This is a genomic window from Candidatus Krumholzibacteriia bacterium (genome assembly GCA_029865265.1).
Taxonomy (GTDB): domain Bacteria; phylum Krumholzibacteriota; class Krumholzibacteriia; order WVZY01; family JAKEHA01; genus JAKEHA01.
In genome coordinates this window covers 251,124-267,115 of record JAOUHG010000001.1, presented here as the reverse complement: position 1 = coordinate 267,115, position 15,992 = coordinate 251,124, and the positions used below count along the sequence as shown (strand labels likewise).

At 65.5% G+C, this 15,992-nt stretch carries 12 protein-coding genes and 1 riboswitch; of the genes, 5 read left to right on the top strand and 7 right to left on the bottom strand.

Features of this window, described 5'->3' with window-relative positions; genetic code table 11:
- Positions 1-67: 67 nt before the first annotated feature.
- A complete protein-coding gene (locus OEX18_01060; protein MDH4335854.1) occupies positions 68-2,263 on the bottom strand; it encodes a protein kinase in 2,196 nt (731 codons plus the stop codon).
- 54 nt (positions 2,264-2,317) lie between these two features.
- Positions 2,318-2,830 carry a hypothetical protein gene (locus tag OEX18_01055; GenBank protein ID MDH4335853.1) on the bottom strand — a complete coding sequence of 171 codons (513 nt, stop codon included), beginning with the start codon at positions 2,828-2,830 and terminating at the stop codon, positions 2,318-2,320.
- Between the two features lie 143 nt (positions 2,831-2,973).
- Here OEX18_01055 and OEX18_01050 point away from each other — a divergent pair, with 143 nt between their 5' ends.
- Positions 2,974-3,414, top strand: coding sequence for an SRPBCC domain-containing protein (locus OEX18_01050; GenBank protein MDH4335852.1), 441 nt, complete (start codon positions 2,974-2,976; stop codon positions 3,412-3,414).
- A gap of 39 nt (positions 3,415-3,453) precedes the next feature.
- Positions 3,454-3,789: a metalloregulator ArsR/SmtB family transcription factor gene (locus OEX18_01045; GenBank protein ID MDH4335851.1), complete on the top strand. Its 336-nt coding sequence runs from the start codon at positions 3,454-3,456 to the stop codon at positions 3,787-3,789.
- Here OEX18_01045 and OEX18_01040 read toward each other — a convergent pair whose 3' ends face one another.
- Complete coding sequence (locus tag OEX18_01040) at positions 3,790-4,320, bottom strand: DUF1572 domain-containing protein (GenBank protein MDH4335850.1); 531 nt, start codon at positions 4,318-4,320, stop codon at positions 3,790-3,792.
- A gap of 108 nt (positions 4,321-4,428) precedes the next feature.
- Positions 4,429-4,614: riboswitch (cobalamin riboswitch) on the top strand.
- A gap of 165 nt (positions 4,615-4,779) precedes the next feature.
- On the opposite strand from OEX18_01040, the gene OEX18_01035 reads away from it, so the two are divergent.
- The 3 genes from OEX18_01035 to OEX18_01025 all read left to right on the top strand — a co-directional run bounded on the left by OEX18_01035 (position 4,780) and on the right by OEX18_01025 (position 9,319).
- Positions 4,780-6,726 carry a TonB-dependent receptor gene (locus OEX18_01035; protein MDH4335849.1) on the top strand — a complete coding sequence of 649 codons (1,947 nt, stop codon included), beginning with the start codon at positions 4,780-4,782 and terminating at the stop codon, positions 6,724-6,726.
- A 13-nt stretch (positions 6,727-6,739) separates the two neighbouring features.
- Positions 6,740-8,152, top strand: coding sequence for a T9SS type A sorting domain-containing protein (locus tag OEX18_01030; protein ID MDH4335848.1), 1,413 nt, complete (start codon positions 6,740-6,742; stop codon positions 8,150-8,152).
- Positions 8,153-8,410: 258 nt separating this feature from the next.
- A complete protein-coding gene (locus OEX18_01025) occupies positions 8,411-9,319 on the top strand; it encodes a hypothetical protein (protein MDH4335847.1) in 909 nt (302 codons plus the stop codon).
- A gap of 113 nt (positions 9,320-9,432) precedes the next feature.
- Here OEX18_01025 and OEX18_01020 read toward each other — a convergent pair whose 3' ends face one another.
- The 4 genes from OEX18_01020 to OEX18_01005 form a co-directional block, all read right to left on the bottom strand.
- Positions 9,433-10,293, bottom strand: coding sequence for a hypothetical protein (locus tag OEX18_01020; GenBank protein MDH4335846.1), 861 nt, complete (start codon positions 10,291-10,293; stop codon positions 9,433-9,435).
- Positions 10,294-10,384: 91 nt separating this feature from the next.
- Positions 10,385-11,395 carry a PrsW family intramembrane metalloprotease gene (locus OEX18_01015; protein MDH4335845.1) on the bottom strand — a complete coding sequence of 337 codons (1,011 nt, stop codon included), beginning with the start codon at positions 11,393-11,395 and terminating at the stop codon, positions 10,385-10,387.
- Between the two features lie 20 nt (positions 11,396-11,415).
- Positions 11,416-14,370: a hypothetical protein gene (locus OEX18_01010; protein ID MDH4335844.1), complete on the bottom strand. Its 2,955-nt coding sequence runs from the start codon at positions 14,368-14,370 to the stop codon at positions 11,416-11,418.
- Positions 14,371-14,506: 136 nt separating this feature from the next.
- Positions 14,507-15,982 carry a hypothetical protein gene (locus tag OEX18_01005; GenBank protein ID MDH4335843.1) on the bottom strand — a complete coding sequence of 492 codons (1,476 nt, stop codon included), beginning with the start codon at positions 15,980-15,982 and terminating at the stop codon, positions 14,507-14,509.
- Positions 15,983-15,992: the final 10 nt, after the last annotated feature.

Sequence of the window (15,992 nt, the reverse complement as noted above, 5' to 3'; positions counted from 1 at the left end):
CCTGCCGACGGGCGGTACCCGGGTAAGCTAACGAATGAAGACGCGCGGCGCCAGAGGCGGGCGCGGTCTACGCGGGCCGCAGAGCCAACAGCTTCTGGAATCGGGGGTTGGCGCGCAGGGAGTCCAGATCCGGGTCGTTGGTGGCCCATTCCGCCACCGCCCCCAGCTTGAAGGCGATTTCGAGGCAGTCGAGGGCTTCGTCAACGCGGCCCAGCCTGACGTATACGCACGCCGCGTTGTACACGATGATCGGCTCGTCGGGGTCCACCGACATGGCGTTGGCGAGCCAGCGGGCCGCCGTGTCGGGCTCGCCCATCTCCGCCAGCACCGCGGCCCCCATGGTCCATGCGCGCGTGTCCTCGGGGTGCGCGCGCAGGTGGCGCTTGGCGGCCTCGATACACTCGAGGTCCGCGCTGCGCCCGCGCGCGTCCTCGCCCAGGCGCCGGTAGCACATGCCGAGCAGGTACCAGGCGTCGTACGCCTCCGGCACGATGGCGCACGCCTCACGGAAGTGCTCCATGGCTTCTTTCATCCGTCCCTGCGTGAAACACAGGCGTCCCGAGATGTAGTGCGGGTCGTACAGGTGCGGATCCAGCTCGATGGCGCGCTGCAGGTGAACCTCCGCTTCTTCGAACTTGTTCTGCAGAAACAGCGCGAATCCGCGCGACGCGTGTGCGTCGGAGAGTTCCGGCTCCAGTGCGAGCGCTTTGCGGCTGGCGTCGTCGGCGGCCGCCACGGATTCCTCTCCCCGGCCCGAGTACAGGCGCAGGAAGGAGTGGCAATCGGCGATGCCGGCATACGCGCGCCCGAAATCGGGATTGATATCGATGGCGCGGGCGAAGAGCTGCAGGGCGATCTCCATGGTCTTGCGGCGGTGCTGGTGGATGAACTGGCGTCCCTGCAGATACAGTTCGTAGGCATCCGAGTACGGGGTGTCGCGCCGCGTCCGGCCGCGCCCCTTCTCCGTGTCCAGATTGATCTCGAGGGCGGCCGCGATCTGCTCCGCGATCTCGTCCTCGATGGCAAAGATATCCCGGATCTCGCGGTCGAAACGCTCGTACCACAGGCGGTAGCCATCCCGCACGTTGATCAACTGCGCCGAGATGCGAACGCGGTCGGCGACGCGCCGCACGCTTCCTTCCAGAACAGCGTCGACACCCAGCTGCGCCCCGATCTCACGGATGTCCGCCGAACGATTCTTGAACTGGAACGCCGAAGTTCGCGAAGCAACGTGAAGGTCCGGAATGTGGCTCAGGGCGCGCAGGATCTCTTCCGCGATGCCGTCGCACAGGAACTCCTGGTCCTTCGCTTCCGACATGTCCTCGAACGGCAGCACCGCCAGCGAGGTACGCGCCGATGCCACCGGGAAACTGCGCGTGATGGCTCCCGGATCCAGCGCCGCCTGCGCGTCGGCCATGTCCTGCACCATCTCCACCATGCGCTCGTAGCGGCGGCGAGTATCGCGCTCCAGCGCCCGCTCGATGATCTTCTCCACCGTCTGCGGCACCGCCGGGTTCACCCGCGACGCGCGCACCGGTTCTTCGTTGAGCACGGCGGTGATCACCTGCGCAATACTCTCTCCCGGAAACGGCGACTTCCCCGTGACCATCTCGTAGAGCACCGCACCCAGCGACCAGATGTCGCCACGCTGGTCCGCGGGGCGTCCACTCAGTTGTTCCGGAGACATGTACGCGGGCGTCCCGATGACCGAGCCGGGATCGGTGATGCGCGCGTCCTTCATGAGCTTGGCCAGGCCGAAGTCGAGGATCTTGATGGTGTCGTCGCGCACGAGCATCAGGTTGGCGGGCTTGATGTCGCGGTGCACGATGAGTTCCTCGTGCGCCGCCGCCAGGCCGCGGCCGGACTGGAGCGCGAGTGCGAGCGCGCGGCCCGCGGGGAGCGGGCCACGGGACAGAACGCGGTCCAGCGTTTCGCCGTCGTAGTAGGCCATGGCGATGAAGATCTCGCCGGCTTCGGTCTCGTCGACTTCGAAGATGGTGCAGATGTTGGGGTGGTCGAGCCGGGACGCTGCCTGTGCTTCCTGCATGAGGCGCTGGCGCAGCGAGGGGTCCGCGAGGGGACGTACGAACTTGAGCGCGATGCGGCGCCCGAGTTTGGTGTCGGTGCCGCGGTACACCTCGCCCATCCCCCCGGAGCCGAGGAGGTCTTCGACCTGGTAGTGGGAGATGATCTGGCCGGTTCGCGTGGTGACTGCCATGGTGCCCCGCTCGTGCAGGTTGCGGGCGGCGGGCCGAACCTGCATTCATAATAATGTACTACGCCGTGCTCCCGATCAAGGTTCCTGCCACCCGCCCGCTCACTCGGCCAGTTGTTGCGGGATGGGATTGTCCGCGTTCGGGAGGTCGTTCACGATGGACGCGATCCACCAGCGGCCGTCCTTCTGGATCAGGTTGACGATGTCGACGCCCACCGTCGGGGGCCGTTCCGAGTCCGTGATGGCGGCCTCGTAAAGCACGTAGATACTGGCGATATCCCGAAATACGGTGGTGTCCATGCGCACGATCTTCTCCGTGAAGCCGCGCTCCGACACGCGCGCCTTCTCGTTGAACGCGACGAAATCGTCAATCCAGCCCTCGAGCGTGAACGTGTCGCTGGCATCCCTGGAAACGCGCAGCACGATCACCGCCTGCGGAATGAACAACGCGCGCACCTGGTCCCAGTCGGTGGTCTGGCCGGGCTCGACGCATACCAGCCGGTACAACTCGCGCACCACCCCTTCGGCCGAGGTGAGGTCCGGCGAAGCGGGCTGCGCGTGGATGGGGGCGGCGATGGACAGGGCAAGGGCAATGGTGGCCAGGGTGGTTTTCATGGCGTAACTATAGCACGCGCAGGCGGGTACCTCCTCCGATCGCCCCTCCGAAATTGGGGTCTTGACGTTACCAATTAGTCACGTTATCATTTAGTCACGTTATCGTGAGACCAACCAACCAACCGACCATGGAGGTCACCGTCATGAATCAGGCCGCAGCAAACGATCTGCACGTCAACATCGAGCAAACCGTCGAGATCAAGGCCGCCCCGGGCGACGTGTTCGAGGGGCTCATCCAGCACATGTGCCGGCTGGAGGGCGAGGAAGGCAACCCGCCGGTGATCCTCAAGCTGGAACGCTGGCCGGGGGGCCGCTGGTTCCGTGACCTCGACGCCGGCAGCGGGCACCTGTGGGGCTTCGTGCAGGCCATCAAGCCGCCCACCCTGCTGGAGATCTTCGGCCCGATGTTCATGTCGAGCCCGGTGGCGGGGCACATCATCGTGCGCCTCTCCCCCATCGCCGGCGGGACGAAGCTCGTGTTCAAGAACGACGTGTTCGGCATGATCCCGTCGGAGTTGAAGGAGGGCCTCAGCGAAGGCTGGGGCGACATGCTCACCCGAATCAAGCGCGATGCCGAGAAGTAGTTCGCAATTATCGGTGCGCCGCTGCGCGGGGCCGGGGTCGTGAGCAACGACCTCGACCCCGTGTGGAAGGCGCTGTCGGACCCGACGCGCCGCGCGATCCTCGACCTGCTGCGCAAGGGGCCGTGCACCACCACCGAAATCGTGGCGCAGTTCCCCGCGTTGTCGCGCTTCGGTGTGATGAAGCACGTGGGCGTGCTGCGCGACGCGGGGCTGGTGCAGACGCGCCAGGAGGGCCGTCGCACGCTCAACAGCCTCAACGCGGTGCCGATCCGCATGATCTACGAACGCTGGGTGAGTGGTTACCAGGACCTGTGGGCGAGCACGCTCACGTCGCTCAAGAAGTCTCTGGAAGGCGATCCCGGCGAGAAACCCTGATCAGCCGGTTCCCTTTTCGCGCGCCGGGTTCTTGTTGTAGTCGGCGGTCTCGCCGGGAGGAATGCTCAGGAACTCCCATTCCGGACCGCGCAACGCGCGCGCGATGAACACGATCTGCCCCACGTGGTAGGCCACGTGCGCGAGCGAACGGTGCAGCGCCTCGGTCACCGGGAGCGGGCTGTCGCGGATGACCACGGAACGGGCGAGGTCGCCGTCGTCCATGCCGGCCAGGGTGGCAAACAGCACCTGCCAGCCTTCCTCCCATTCATCCAGCAACTCGGCGTGGCTCGCATTGCGCGGCAGAAACTCGGCCTCGCGGTTGCGCCACGGCTTTTCGCCGTCGCTGGCGAGAAAATCGGTGAAGCGCGACTTGAGGTTGCCGGAGACGTGCCAGGCCAGGGTGGCCACGGAGTTGACGGTCGCGTTGCCGGGCTGGGCGAGCTGCTCCTCGCTCAGCTGGTGGAACGAGGCCTCCGCCAGGAGCTTGTAGCGGCGGTACTCGGATTCTATCGAGGCGATGACGGGGCGCATGGCACCTCCTGGATGGGGGACGCCTCAATGGTAGCGCGCTGGGGGCGCCGAAACAAGGAGAGAGCATCCCTTGACGCGCCTTCCCCGCCCGTCTATCCTCTGCCCAACATACCAACCGCCGTGCGCCGCGCCTTCGCTTTCGACGCGGCTCAAGGGAAGAGGGTGCAAATCCCTCGCGGTCCCGCCACTGTGATTGGCGAGCCATCCGCCCAGACCACTGGGAGAACCCGGGAAGGGGGCGGAACGGCGTCCGAGCCATCAGCCAGGATACCTGCCGGGGTTGTCACCACCGAACTCCTCTTCGAGGGTTGAGAGGAACGGGATGACACCATCAATCCCACACATCGTTCGCGCGCGCGACCGCTGATACGCGGTCTGGCTGCGTTCATACTTCTCGCTGCCGCGGGGGGCGTTCCTGTTGTCGCCGCCGCGGACGGCGGCGTTCCCGACACCACCTACGTGGTGGCGCCGATTCTCATAGAGGCCGACCGCTCCGACCCGCGCATGCTCACCGACCGCTCGGGGTTCGTGACCACGGTGGATCTCACCGCGCGCCGCGGGCGCGTGGAGGATCTTTCTTCGCTGCTCTCGCAACTGGTGGGCGTGCGCGTGACGCAGTACGGCGGGCTGGGCAGCTTCGCCACCGTTTCCATCCGCGGCTCGTCGGCCATCCAGGTGCGTACGTTCCTGGACGGCATGCCCATGGACGACCCCTACCTCGGCATCACCAACTTCGGCGACCTGCCGCTGGGCGGGGTGGGACGCGTGGAGGTGTACCGCGGCTTCTCGCCGCCGCAGCTGGGCGGCTCGGCCATCGGCGGCGCGGTGCACTTGATTACGCGCGAGGACGGCACGCGCCCGGGGTTCGTCTCCGCCCTGGAGGCCAATCTCTCCGGCGGTTCTTTCGACACGCAGCGCGAGAACGGTTCGCTGTGGCTGAAGCGCGGCGTGTGGCGTTTCTTTGCGCACGCCGCGCACGAGCAGTCCACCGGCGACTACACGTTCTACGACGACAACGACACCCCCTTCAACGCCGACGACAACGAAGAAGCCGTGCGCGTGAACAACGACTTCGACGCGTGGAACGGCATGGCGCGCGTGTCGGCGCAGGTGCCGCGGGTGGCGGAGGTCTCGCTGGCCTACCACGACGCGTCGCGCGAGAACGGCGTGCCGGGGCGGGGCGCGTACCAGTCGACGACTGCGCGTTCGGAGCGACGCCGGCGCATCGGGCAACTGCGCGTGGCCGGTGAACCGGTGGCGGGAAAACAGCTGCACTGGTGGGCCGACGGGTTCTACCAGCAGACCAACGACCAGTTCACCGACCGCGACAGCGACCTGTCGTTGATTGCGACCGACGTCGACAACACGCTGGCGCTATACGGCGGCAGCGCGCGCGCCCGCTGGTACGCGCCGTGGCTGCCGGTGGCGCTGGAGGCGACGTTCAACGGCACCAAGGAGCAGTACCATCCGGTCAACAACCTTCCGCAACCCAGCGAAGGACCCGACCGCTGGCGGCAGTCCACCATTGGTTCGCTGGGTGCGGACGTGTACCTGCTGCAACAGAAGCTGGTTCTCACCGGCGTGTACCGTGCCGAGCGCTATGAGAACGAGTTCTACGACCCGCCGCGCTTTCCCTGGCTGCCGCCCACGCCCCAGGGCCGCGTGTCCTACGACGCCGAGGCGCCCAGCGTGGGGCTGCGCTGGCAGGCGCTGCCATGGTTCGCCATCAAGGGCAACGCGGGACGCTACTATCGCGTGCCCACCTTTCTGGAGCTGTTCGGCACCACCGGCAGTGTCACCGGCAACGCCACGCTGGAACCCGAGCAGGGCGACAACCTCGACGCGGGGGTGGTGATCAGCGCCGGGCGCCTGGGTGCGCTGCGCTCGCTGCTCTTCGAGGCGAGCGTCTTCGACAACACGGCGGAGAACCTCATCCTGTTCTTCCCCAACTCGCAGTACACCAGCAAGCCCGAGAACATCGGTGCGGCGCACATTCAAGGCTTCGAGCTGAGTGCGGCGGCCATGCTTGCGGAACGCGTGGAGGTGTCGGGCTCATACACGCACATGGACACGCGCGACACCGGCAACATCCCCGCCTACCACGGCAAGGAGCTTCCCTCGCGCCCCAACGACGAGGTGACCGCGTCCATTTCCGGCATCCTGGGCACGGCGCGGCTGACCTACGAGTTGCACTACATCGCGTCCAACTGGCTTAACCGCTACAACACGCTGGAGACGCCGGCGCGCACGATACACGGTGCGCTCGCCTCGCTGCGCACGCCGGTGAGCGGGCTGGTCCTCTCGTTGGAGGGGCGCAACCTCACCAACAATCAGATTGTCGACGTGGCGGGCTATCCCCTGCCGGGTCGCTGTTTCTATTCCACCCTGAGCTATCGCTTCGAATAAGGGAGCCATCACCATGCTGAAATATGTCCTCGTCGCACTCGTTTTCGCACCGCTCGCCCTGCACGGTGGCGCCGCGCGGGCCTGCGACTACCTGCTCGTCTCGACCAGCGACTTCTCCACCGGCTCGACATCGTCGCTCAACGTGAACACCAAGGCGGCCACGCTGGACGTGGAGCCGATTCATTCCGATGCGGTGCTGCGCGCCAGCGGCGTCGATGGATTGATCTACGCGGTCAACCGCTCCGGCGGCGACAACATCCAGGTCCTGGACCCATGCAACGCCTTCAACACGCTGCACCAGTACTCCACCGGCAACGGCAGCAACCCGCACGACATCGTGTTCGTTTCGACGACCAAGGCGTACGTCTCGCGCTACGACATGACCAGCGTGCTCATCATGAACCCGCAGACGGGTGCGACACTGGGCACCATCAACCTGGCCACGTTCGCCGACGCCGACGGGCTGCCGGAGATGGACCAGATGTTTCTGGCTGGCAGCTATCTGTGCGTGCTCTTGCAGCGCCTGGACCGCACCAACTTCTACACCCCGGTGGGAACCAGCTACATGGCGGTGATCGACACCGGCACCGACACGGTGGTGGACATGAACCCCGGCATGAACGGCGTGCAGCCGGTGACGCTGCTGCACCCCAACAACTACTCCGAGGTGAATACCCGCACCGTGGGCGCCACCAGCCAGGCGTACTTTTCGTGCGTGGGGTTCTTCGGCGTGCTGGACGGTGCGGTAATCGGCGTGGACATGGCGGATGTGACCTCGCAGTCGGTCATTCTTACCGAGGCGGCGGCGGGCGGCGATATCCTGGACGTGGAGATCATCAACGCCACGCGCGGCTACGCCATCGTCGCCACGCCGTCCTTCACCACCGTGCTGATTGCGTTCAACCCTGCCACGGGCACCAAGACTGGCAACACGCTGTACGCGCCGGGCGGCTACGACCTCAACGACTGCGAACCGGACGACCTGCTCGGCGTGCTGCTGCTGACCGACCGCAAGGTCACCGCGCCGGGAATCCGCTGCTACGACCTCGCCACGGGTGTCGCGCAGGGCGGGTTGATCAACGTGGGCCTGCCGCCCTTCGACATCCTGGTGAGCCACGGGCTTCCGGTTGCGGTGGGTGACTCGCCCGCGCTCACCGCGCTGGGTGCGAACTACCCCAACCCGTTCAACCCGTCCACCACGGTTCCCTTCACGCTGGCGCGCGCGGGGAACGTGACGCTGCGTGTGTACGACGTGTCCGGCCGTGTGGTGGCAACGCTGGTGGACGGTGTGATGCCCGCGGGCGCGCACACCCGCGTGTGGAATGGCCGCAACGACGCGGGCGCCCCGGTGTCGAGCGGGGTGTACTTCTACGAGCTGGTGGCAGGCGACTTCCGGCAGACACGAAAAATGGTTTTGCTGAAGTAGGAACTTTCAGAGTTGCGCATATTTCTGTTGACGAGTTTTGAAAGCAACAATTGCGCGCGCCGTGTCGCGCGACAAACGCGCCGCCACACTCACTCTCGCGCGCGCTGACGCGATGCAATAACAACTGCATCGCTTTTGGTGGCGTGACGCGCGTTCGTGCGGCTGTTCGTGCGTGAGGCCGTCGCAAACACGTCCATTATATTCAGCACAACAGTAACTTCCTCCCGTCATTGACCCGAGCCACATGGAGGTTCTGCTGTGCATACCATTACGGATCATGACCCCGCCGTTCGGCTTCGCACCCTGAGCGACCGCGACCTCAACTCACAGACTATTGCTCTTGCGCGCGACGAGCGTGAGGTCACGGTTCAGTTGCTGCATCACCTGGGCGAGATCGCGCGCCGCAAACTCTACCTCGAACTCGGCTTCAGCTCGCTGCACGACTACTGCACCCGCGGGCTGGAGTACTCGAGCCCGGCTGCCTGCCGGCGCATCCGCGCCGCGCGCTGCATCAAGGAGTTTCCGTCGGTGCTGCCGTTGCTGGAGCGCGGGGAGCTGGATCTGGGCACCATCGCCCTCATCGAGCCGGTGCTGACCGAGGACAACCACGGCGCCGTGGTGGCGCGCGTGCGCGGACGGACCTACCGCCAGGTAAGGCGCGTCGTGGCGGAATACGGGGCGCCGCTGTCGATCCCCGAGGAGCGCATCGAACCGGTGCGGGCGCTGGTGACGCCCTCGGACGTCGACAGGATGCTGTTCGACCGTGAGGTCGATCGCGCCATGCCGCATCCGTCCGGCCGCGCCCATGGCAGCTGGGTCGTATCCGAGCAGAAGATGTTCGTGCAGTTCCTGGCCAGAGAAGAACTCATCGCGAAGTACGAAGAGGCGAAGGCACTGCTCTCGCAAAGCCGCCCCAATGCGTCGTTCGCCGAGGTGCTGGCGGTGTTGCTCGACGAATACATCGAGCGCCGCAGCCCGGCCGCGCGTCAGCGCCGCCGCGAGAAGAAACGTGCCGCGGCCGCAGGTGGCAAATCTTCGACCGTCGGCGCCGACGGTGGACATGAGCGCAGCGACACAACACGCCACATTCCGGTGTGTACCCGCGACGAGATTTTCACGCGCGACGAAGGGCAGTGCACGGCGGGACCAGCGATCCTGCGAACCTGAGACTGCTGTGCGCCGCGCACAACCGGCTCGCCGCCGAGCACACACTCGGCCGGCACGTCATGGCGCGTTACTGGCGACAGGAGTAATTCTCGGGGATCGCGGCGGACCGGCCGCTACTTGCCGCCCAGCGCGAACACCACGCCCACTTCCGGGGCCCAGTCGGTGGCCTTGGAGGTGACGCCGAAGCCGCTGTTGAGCTTTACGATGATGCGGTCGGTGCGGATGTGCCACTGCGCTTCGGGAATGAACGACAACTCGTCCTGGCTTCCCTCGACGCCCAGGTAGATGCGCCACTTCGGCGACAAGCGCTTGAGGTACTCCAGCGCGTACTCGCCCAGGTCCGCCTTGTCCTCTTCCAACGAGTACTCGCCCGCGATACGCAACGTCATCGTCCCGAACGAGAACCCGCGGATCACACCCACACCCAGCTTGAGCTCCCAGTCCGCAGTGCCGATGAGCACCTTGTCCTCCTGCTGCGGCGACACCGCCTCGAAGTAGGCGAACAGCTCGGGGCGGCTCTCCGTCTCGCGCATCAGCCGCGCGCGCAACTGCCCCTCCACGTCGCCGGTGCCGCTCTCCTCGGTCCTTGCGGGTGCGCCGCTGGAATCGTCGGGCGAGGTTTCGAGCGAGGCGTCGATGTACAACGCCGCCTCGAACTCCACCATCAGCCAGTCGCTGATGCCGTAGCCGAAGTAGAGCAGGAACTCGTTGGCGCGGTACTTCCCGCGGAAATCCTCGTCGAGCGGGTACCCGAGTTCGGTGGGTTTGTACTCGAGATCGTCGTCGAGGTAGTACTCGTAGAACGGATAGATCAGCAACTGGTGCTTCGTGATGTAAGTACCGAACATCGACGTCGGCATTCCCGTGCCGCGGTCCTTGAGGTACGCGGGCAGTTCCTCCGCGGGCGCGGCAACCGGCACCATCAATGAGGGGCAAAGAACCAGGATGGAAAGAAAACCAGCAGCTCGGGACATCGCGACACTCCTCCTGAGAAGGACGGTCCGCGGGACGGCGCGTCTCGATGGAGTCATTACGCCCGGCGGCGGGTGTGCGTCAATGAGATTCCTACTGCTCCAGCATGTAGATCTGCCAGAGGTCGCGCGTGCTCTGGTGGAGGAACGGTGCCAGCGCCAGCCGTCCGGTGGGGCCGATGGACTTCTCCAGGTGGCGCAGTTCAGCGAACTGCTCGCGCGTACCCGACGGCGGCGAGGCCTTGAAGCCCGCCTCGCGCATCATCAACAGTCCCTTGGCGCTGATGGCCAGCTCCACATGGATGCGCAGGTAGCACAGCATGTCCACCAGCACCTCCGGTGAGAACTGCTCCTTGATGATCTCCACGTAGTGACCGATGCGGCTCTCGGAGATGCTCCCCGAGGTGATGATCTCCAGCAGTTCCGCATCCACGTCCATCTGCGTGCCCAACCAGCGCTTGGTGGCGCGCTCGCTGCGCCAGAACGCAAACAGCAGGATGGCCGGCAGCGTGGCATACAGCACGATGGTGGTCATCACCGGCGGCAGGATGAAGTGGTTGTACAGCGAGTGCAGCGCGGCCGCCACCAGCAGGCCGGGGATGAACGCGGTCCACTTTCCGCTTACGTCGTACAGGTTCTTGGAGATGATGCCGAAGAGCGCGGTTACGCCACCATGCATGACAGCGGTGCCGAGACCGCGGATAATCCACACGAAGACGCTGCTCGCGTGCAGCGTCTTGATGTAGTAGGTGTTCTCGATGAGCGCGAAGCCCGTCCCCACCGCGAAGGCAACGATGGCCGCGTCCACCAGGAAACCGACGCGCTTGCGCGCTATGAGCCACGCCACCCACACCGCCTTGAGCAGCTCCTCGACGGGCGGCGCCACGTAGCGCGACACCACCGCGCGGTCCAGACCCAGGTGCGAAATCACGGAATCGTTGAGCACCAGGCCCAGCAGCGCGGTGGCGCAACCGATCAGGATGGCCATCATCAGGTTGCGCACGTGCACCAGCTTGTAGCTGTCCAGATAGACCAGGGCGATCAGAAAGAGAACCACCGGCAGGAGGCTCACGAGGAATCGGGTGAGGAGATCGATGATCTGCACGGTTGTGGGCGCGGCCGCGTCTACATGATCTTGAGCGAAATCATGAACTCGGTGTCCATCGCGTGGCCTTCCTCCTTGAAGGCCGCGTAGCCGACGGACAGCGTGGACTCCAGAGCGGAGAAGATGACCAGCCGGAAATCGACCTGTCCGCCCACGTTGCCGGCCTCGCGGCGGAAACCGGTGTCGTCCAGGTTGGTGAGCAGGCCGGTGGCGAACAGGGCCGCGCGCGCGTAGGTGCAGTAAAGCTGGGGAAAGCCCACGCGACGGAAGCGCAGCGGCGGCAGCGTCCACTCGGTCATGAGGCGCGTGAAATTGGTGCCTGCCACCTCGTCGAGCTCCGCGCCCGGGAAGCGCTCGAAATTGCGGTAGCGCTTCACCTCGCGGTGATCGACGTAGTTGTTGCCGAACCCGCCAAAGTAGAAGCTGGCGAAGCTGTCGTCGCGGTCGCCGCGCGAATAGCCCGCCGCACCCCGCAGCCAGATGGACGAGTGGTCGATGGGGGTGAGGAAGCCCACGTCGAGCTCACCGGTGCCCTTGGTGTAGAAGTCGGTGTTCACATAGTTCAAGTCCAGCGCCAGTGACCACTTGATGCCCTTCTCCGCGTCCACCGCGCCAATCGAACTCTGCGTGCGCGAGTAATCGAGGCTGGCGGTGGCGGCGGTGTAGCTGTCGAAGGTGGCCAGCACGTTCTGGTTGTACGGCAGCCGCTCCAGCCCGCCGTAGTACGCCAGGTCGATAGTATAGGAGAGCGACCGCGGCCGGTCGGAAATCAGGTAGTCGTTGCGCTGCACCATGAAGGCGTAGCCCTTGCGGCTGGTCTTGGTGGGACCGAAGTAATCGTAGAAGTCCGCCGGGTTGTACACGGCGCGAAACGTGTGCGGGAAGTGCCGGTACATCAACTCGGCGTGCACGCGCTCGTCATCCGGGCAGTCCAGCGACGGCGACACACCCAGCTTGACGTCGCCCCCGTGCAGTCCCAACGGGTCCATGAGATTCCAGCGCAGGCCCACCGACGGGTACACTTTGTACTGCTCGGTGATGGGATACAGCGACGACGTGGTAACGCTCTTGAACTTGTGGTACGTGCCGCGGTAGGTGGTCACCGAATCCAGGTCCACCTCGCGCGGCGAGCCCAGCTTCCACTCCATGACCACCGGGTGCTCGACGGCCACCTCGTTACCCAGGTAGCGGATGGCGTTCACGTCCTCCAGGGTGGTGTCCGCCACCATCACCGGGCGGAACCCATTGGCGCTGTAGGAGAACACCACCAGCGAGTCACCGTTGGGGATGGGACGGAAGTAGCCCACTTCGGCGTTGGTCACACACTCCATCTTCTCGTTGGCGAAGTCCCAGCGGAACACGTTGGACACACCGGTCTGGTACGACGTGCCGTACAGGTGCCGGCCGTCCGGCGCGAACACGAAGTTGGCGGGGCCGGTCTTGTCGAACTCGTAGAGCACGCTGTAGCCCGCGTTGCCCTTGAGCAGGTCTTCGGTTTCATAGCGCACCAGCTTGACCGACCCGTTGATCTCCAGCATCCCGGAGGTCAGCGTCTTGCCGTCGGGCGAGACATCCACGTCGAAGATGTCGGTGCCGTAGCGGAAGTCCATGATGGGAAGAATGCACTGCCACGCGTTGTACGGCGACGCGATGCGCACCAGGGTGGAGATGCCGTTGTGGTGCTGCACCCCCCACAGGATGCTGTCGGCCGGGCTGTAGGCAAGATCGCCGATGCGGCAGTCCGTCACCAGGCGCGTGGACACCTTCGTGTCCACGTCCAGCGCATTCAAGTCGCGCCAGTGCTTGCCGTTGTTGGTGGTATAGAAGAGCCTGCGCGAGGCCTCGTCGAAGGCCAGCGAGGTCACGTAGTACAGCGCAGGCGTCTGCACGTTGTGGATCTTCTCGATCTCTCCGGTGGCGAGGTCGATGCCGGCCACGTGCGCAAACTCGCCCGGATAGTTGACGGCCACCAGCAGGCGGTTCTTCTGGTGGTCGATGAACCCACGCGACACCGATCCCAGCGCCTGCTCGAACACGGCGCGCTCCTGCGTGATCGGATACTCACGGATGACGCCCAGGTTGTGGTTCTGCCAGTCGTGTTCGAACGCGATCCATGCCTTCCATTCGTCGTCGAGCCCCACGCCGAACACCTTCTTGAACTGGCTGGCGTAGTACGCCTTGGAGTCGTCGGTGCGGTTGACCCACGCGATGACCTTCTCGGGGCCGTACTTGAGGGCCAGGTGCGACATGAAGCGCGTGCCGTACAGGTACGAGTTCTGGCCGATCTGGAAGTCGCTCGAGGTTCCCTCGGACTCCAGGCCGACCACGTCATAGAAGTAGGCGTCGTCGCGCACCATGGCGCGGAAGGTCATTTCGTCGTATCCGGCCAGCGAGCGCCCGATGCCGCCGGCCAGCCACGTCTCGATGAACACCGCGATGCCCTCGTGGTACCAGCGCGGCGCAAAGCGGCGCGGGCTGGTGAGGTACGCGTAGATCATCGATTCGGGATTGTCCGATTCCGCGAGAACCTTGCCCTGGAAGATCCCGCGCCACACCCGGTCGAGGTGCGACGCCTTCTCGGACGCCACCACGTGGAACAGCTCGTGGTTGATCACCCAGTTGAAGCGCTCGTTGGTGGGACAGGTCTCATACACGTATTCAAACGGCTCGATGCCGAGGGTGAGGTAGTTGTTGGGAATGGTGGACGTGCCCGCGTAGCCGTAGTCGTCGAAGTCCTGCAGCAGGATGGTGACGTGCTCGTAGGGCTGGTAGCCCACGAAGCCGTGGTAGAACGCCATCGAGTTCTCGAAGCAGCGCACCAGGTGCGGGATGATGTAGGCGTGCTCGGGGTCGTAGTAGATGACCCGCATGTGCCGGGTCTCGACGGATTGGAAGTCGAGCTGCGCGCGGGAGCGCAACGGCAGGACCACGACGAGCAGCGCGGCCAGGAGGATGCTCAGGGTTCGGGGGCGCATCGGGTGTTGGGGCGCCCGGGCTCCCCGCGCCGGCCGCCGGAGGAGTGTACCGCAAAAGCATTCGGGGCGCCACGGTTCATCGCCGCGGCGCCCCGGTTGTCTCACTGCACGACCAAGGAGCAAGTGAACGGTGATGCTACTTCTTGGATGCCTCCACGTTCGTACGCTCCATGGCATCCGACTTCTCCATCGAGAAGCTCGTCCGCTCCGCGACCAGCGCACGCTCGAACACCTGCGCGCGCTCCATCTCGGGCGCACGGCCCAGGAGGTCGGCCTTCTGCTGCGGGGTGGCACGGCCCAGGATGGCGGTGCGCTCGTTGACGTCGCAGCGGCCCAGCAGGGCCACGCGCTCGGCCGGGGTCGACCGCTGGTACACGGCCGCCAGACCGCCGGTGAGACGATCCAGAGCCTCGGCGCGCTGCTGCACGTTCATGCGCTCGAAGTCGGCCTGCGTGATGTTGGCCCGCGCGAGGATCGACGAACGCTCCGCCGGATCCAGGCGACCAAACATCGCGACGCGCTCTTCGGGGGTCGAACGGCCCAGCATGGCCGCGCGCTCGGCGGGCGTGGCACGCTGGTAGATGGCCGCCAGACCGCCGGTGAGACGATCCAGAGCCTCGGCGCGCTGCTGCACGTTCATGCGCTCGAAGTCGGCCTGGGTGACGTTGGCCTTCGCCAGAATCGAGGAACGCTCCTCAGGCGTGCAACGTCCGAACATGGCGACACGCTCTTCCGGCGTGGCGCGGCCCAGCAGGGCAACCTGATCGACCGCGTTGGCGCGCTCGAGGATGGCCTGACGCTCGGCAACGGAGGCACGCTCGAAGATGGCGGCCTTGTCGGCCGGGCTCACGCGATCCAGCATGGCCGCGCGGCCTTCGATGGACATCCTGCCGAACACGGACGCACGCTCGGCGGGCGTCGCACGCTCAAACAGGCTCACACGCTCGGCCGGAGTCGAGCGGCCGATGACCTCGGCACGCTGCGCGACGGTGGCGCGATCGTAGAACTTCACGCGCTCGGTGGCGTCGAAGCGGCCCATCATGTTGACGCGCTCGGCGGGCGTGGAACGCTCGAAGAGGCCGGCCTTCTGCTCGACGGACATACGATCGAGCAGGTTGGACCTCTCCTGAACACTCGCGCGCTCATACGAAGCCGCATCGATGCCGGCACGCTCGAACGCCTTGGTCCGCTCGGCCGCATCCATGCGACCGACCATCGCGACGCGCTCTTCCGGCGTGGCGCGGCCCATAATGCTGGCACGCTCGGCCGGGGTGCACCTCTCGAGAATCGCGGACTTCTGCTCGGGCGTGGCACGCTCAAAGTAGCGCAGGCGCTCCTGGGCGGAGCAACGGCCGAACACGTTGGCCAGCTCGTCGAGGGTTGCTTCCTCGTTGAGCCAGGTTGCGAATGCGTCATCCGGCGCCGACGTGGTGCCGTCAATGACGACGTCCTGCGGCGTGATCTGCTCGGAGCGGTACTTCTCGACCGTTCCGATGGCACCGGTTAGATCGTCGTTGGTCGGGGTACCCGTCCTGTTGGACGAGAAGAATGCGACCGCGGCAATGATGACCACGCTCGCGGTAATCAAAAGGGTCGTGGACTTCCTTGACATGGCACTTACC

Bases quoted from the DNA above. Each gene is read 5' to 3' on its own strand.
- OEX18_01060 (MDH4335854.1), bottom strand. From the start codon at position 2,263: ATGCAGGTTCGGCCCGCCGCCCGCAACCTGCACGAGCGGGGCACCATG.
- OEX18_01055 (MDH4335853.1), bottom strand. From the start codon at position 2,830: ATGAAAACCACCCTGGCCACCATTGCCCTTGCCCTGTCCATCGCCGCC.
- OEX18_01050 (MDH4335852.1), top strand. From the start codon at position 2,974: ATGAATCAGGCCGCAGCAAACGATCTGCACGTCAACATCGAGCAAACC.
- OEX18_01040 (MDH4335850.1), bottom strand. From the start codon at position 4,320: ATGCGCCCCGTCATCGCCTCGATAGAATCCGAGTACCGCCGCTACAAG.
- OEX18_01030 (MDH4335848.1), top strand. From the start codon at position 6,740: ATGCTGAAATATGTCCTCGTCGCACTCGTTTTCGCACCGCTCGCCCTG.
- OEX18_01020 (MDH4335846.1), bottom strand. From the start codon at position 10,293: ATGTCCCGAGCTGCTGGTTTTCTTTCCATCCTGGTTCTTTGCCCCTCA.
- OEX18_01010 (MDH4335844.1), bottom strand. From the start codon at position 14,370: ATGCGCCCCCGAACCCTGAGCATCCTCCTGGCCGCGCTGCTCGTCGTG.
- OEX18_01005 (MDH4335843.1), bottom strand. From the start codon at position 15,982: ATGTCAAGGAAGTCCACGACCCTTTTGATTACCGCGAGCGTGGTCATC.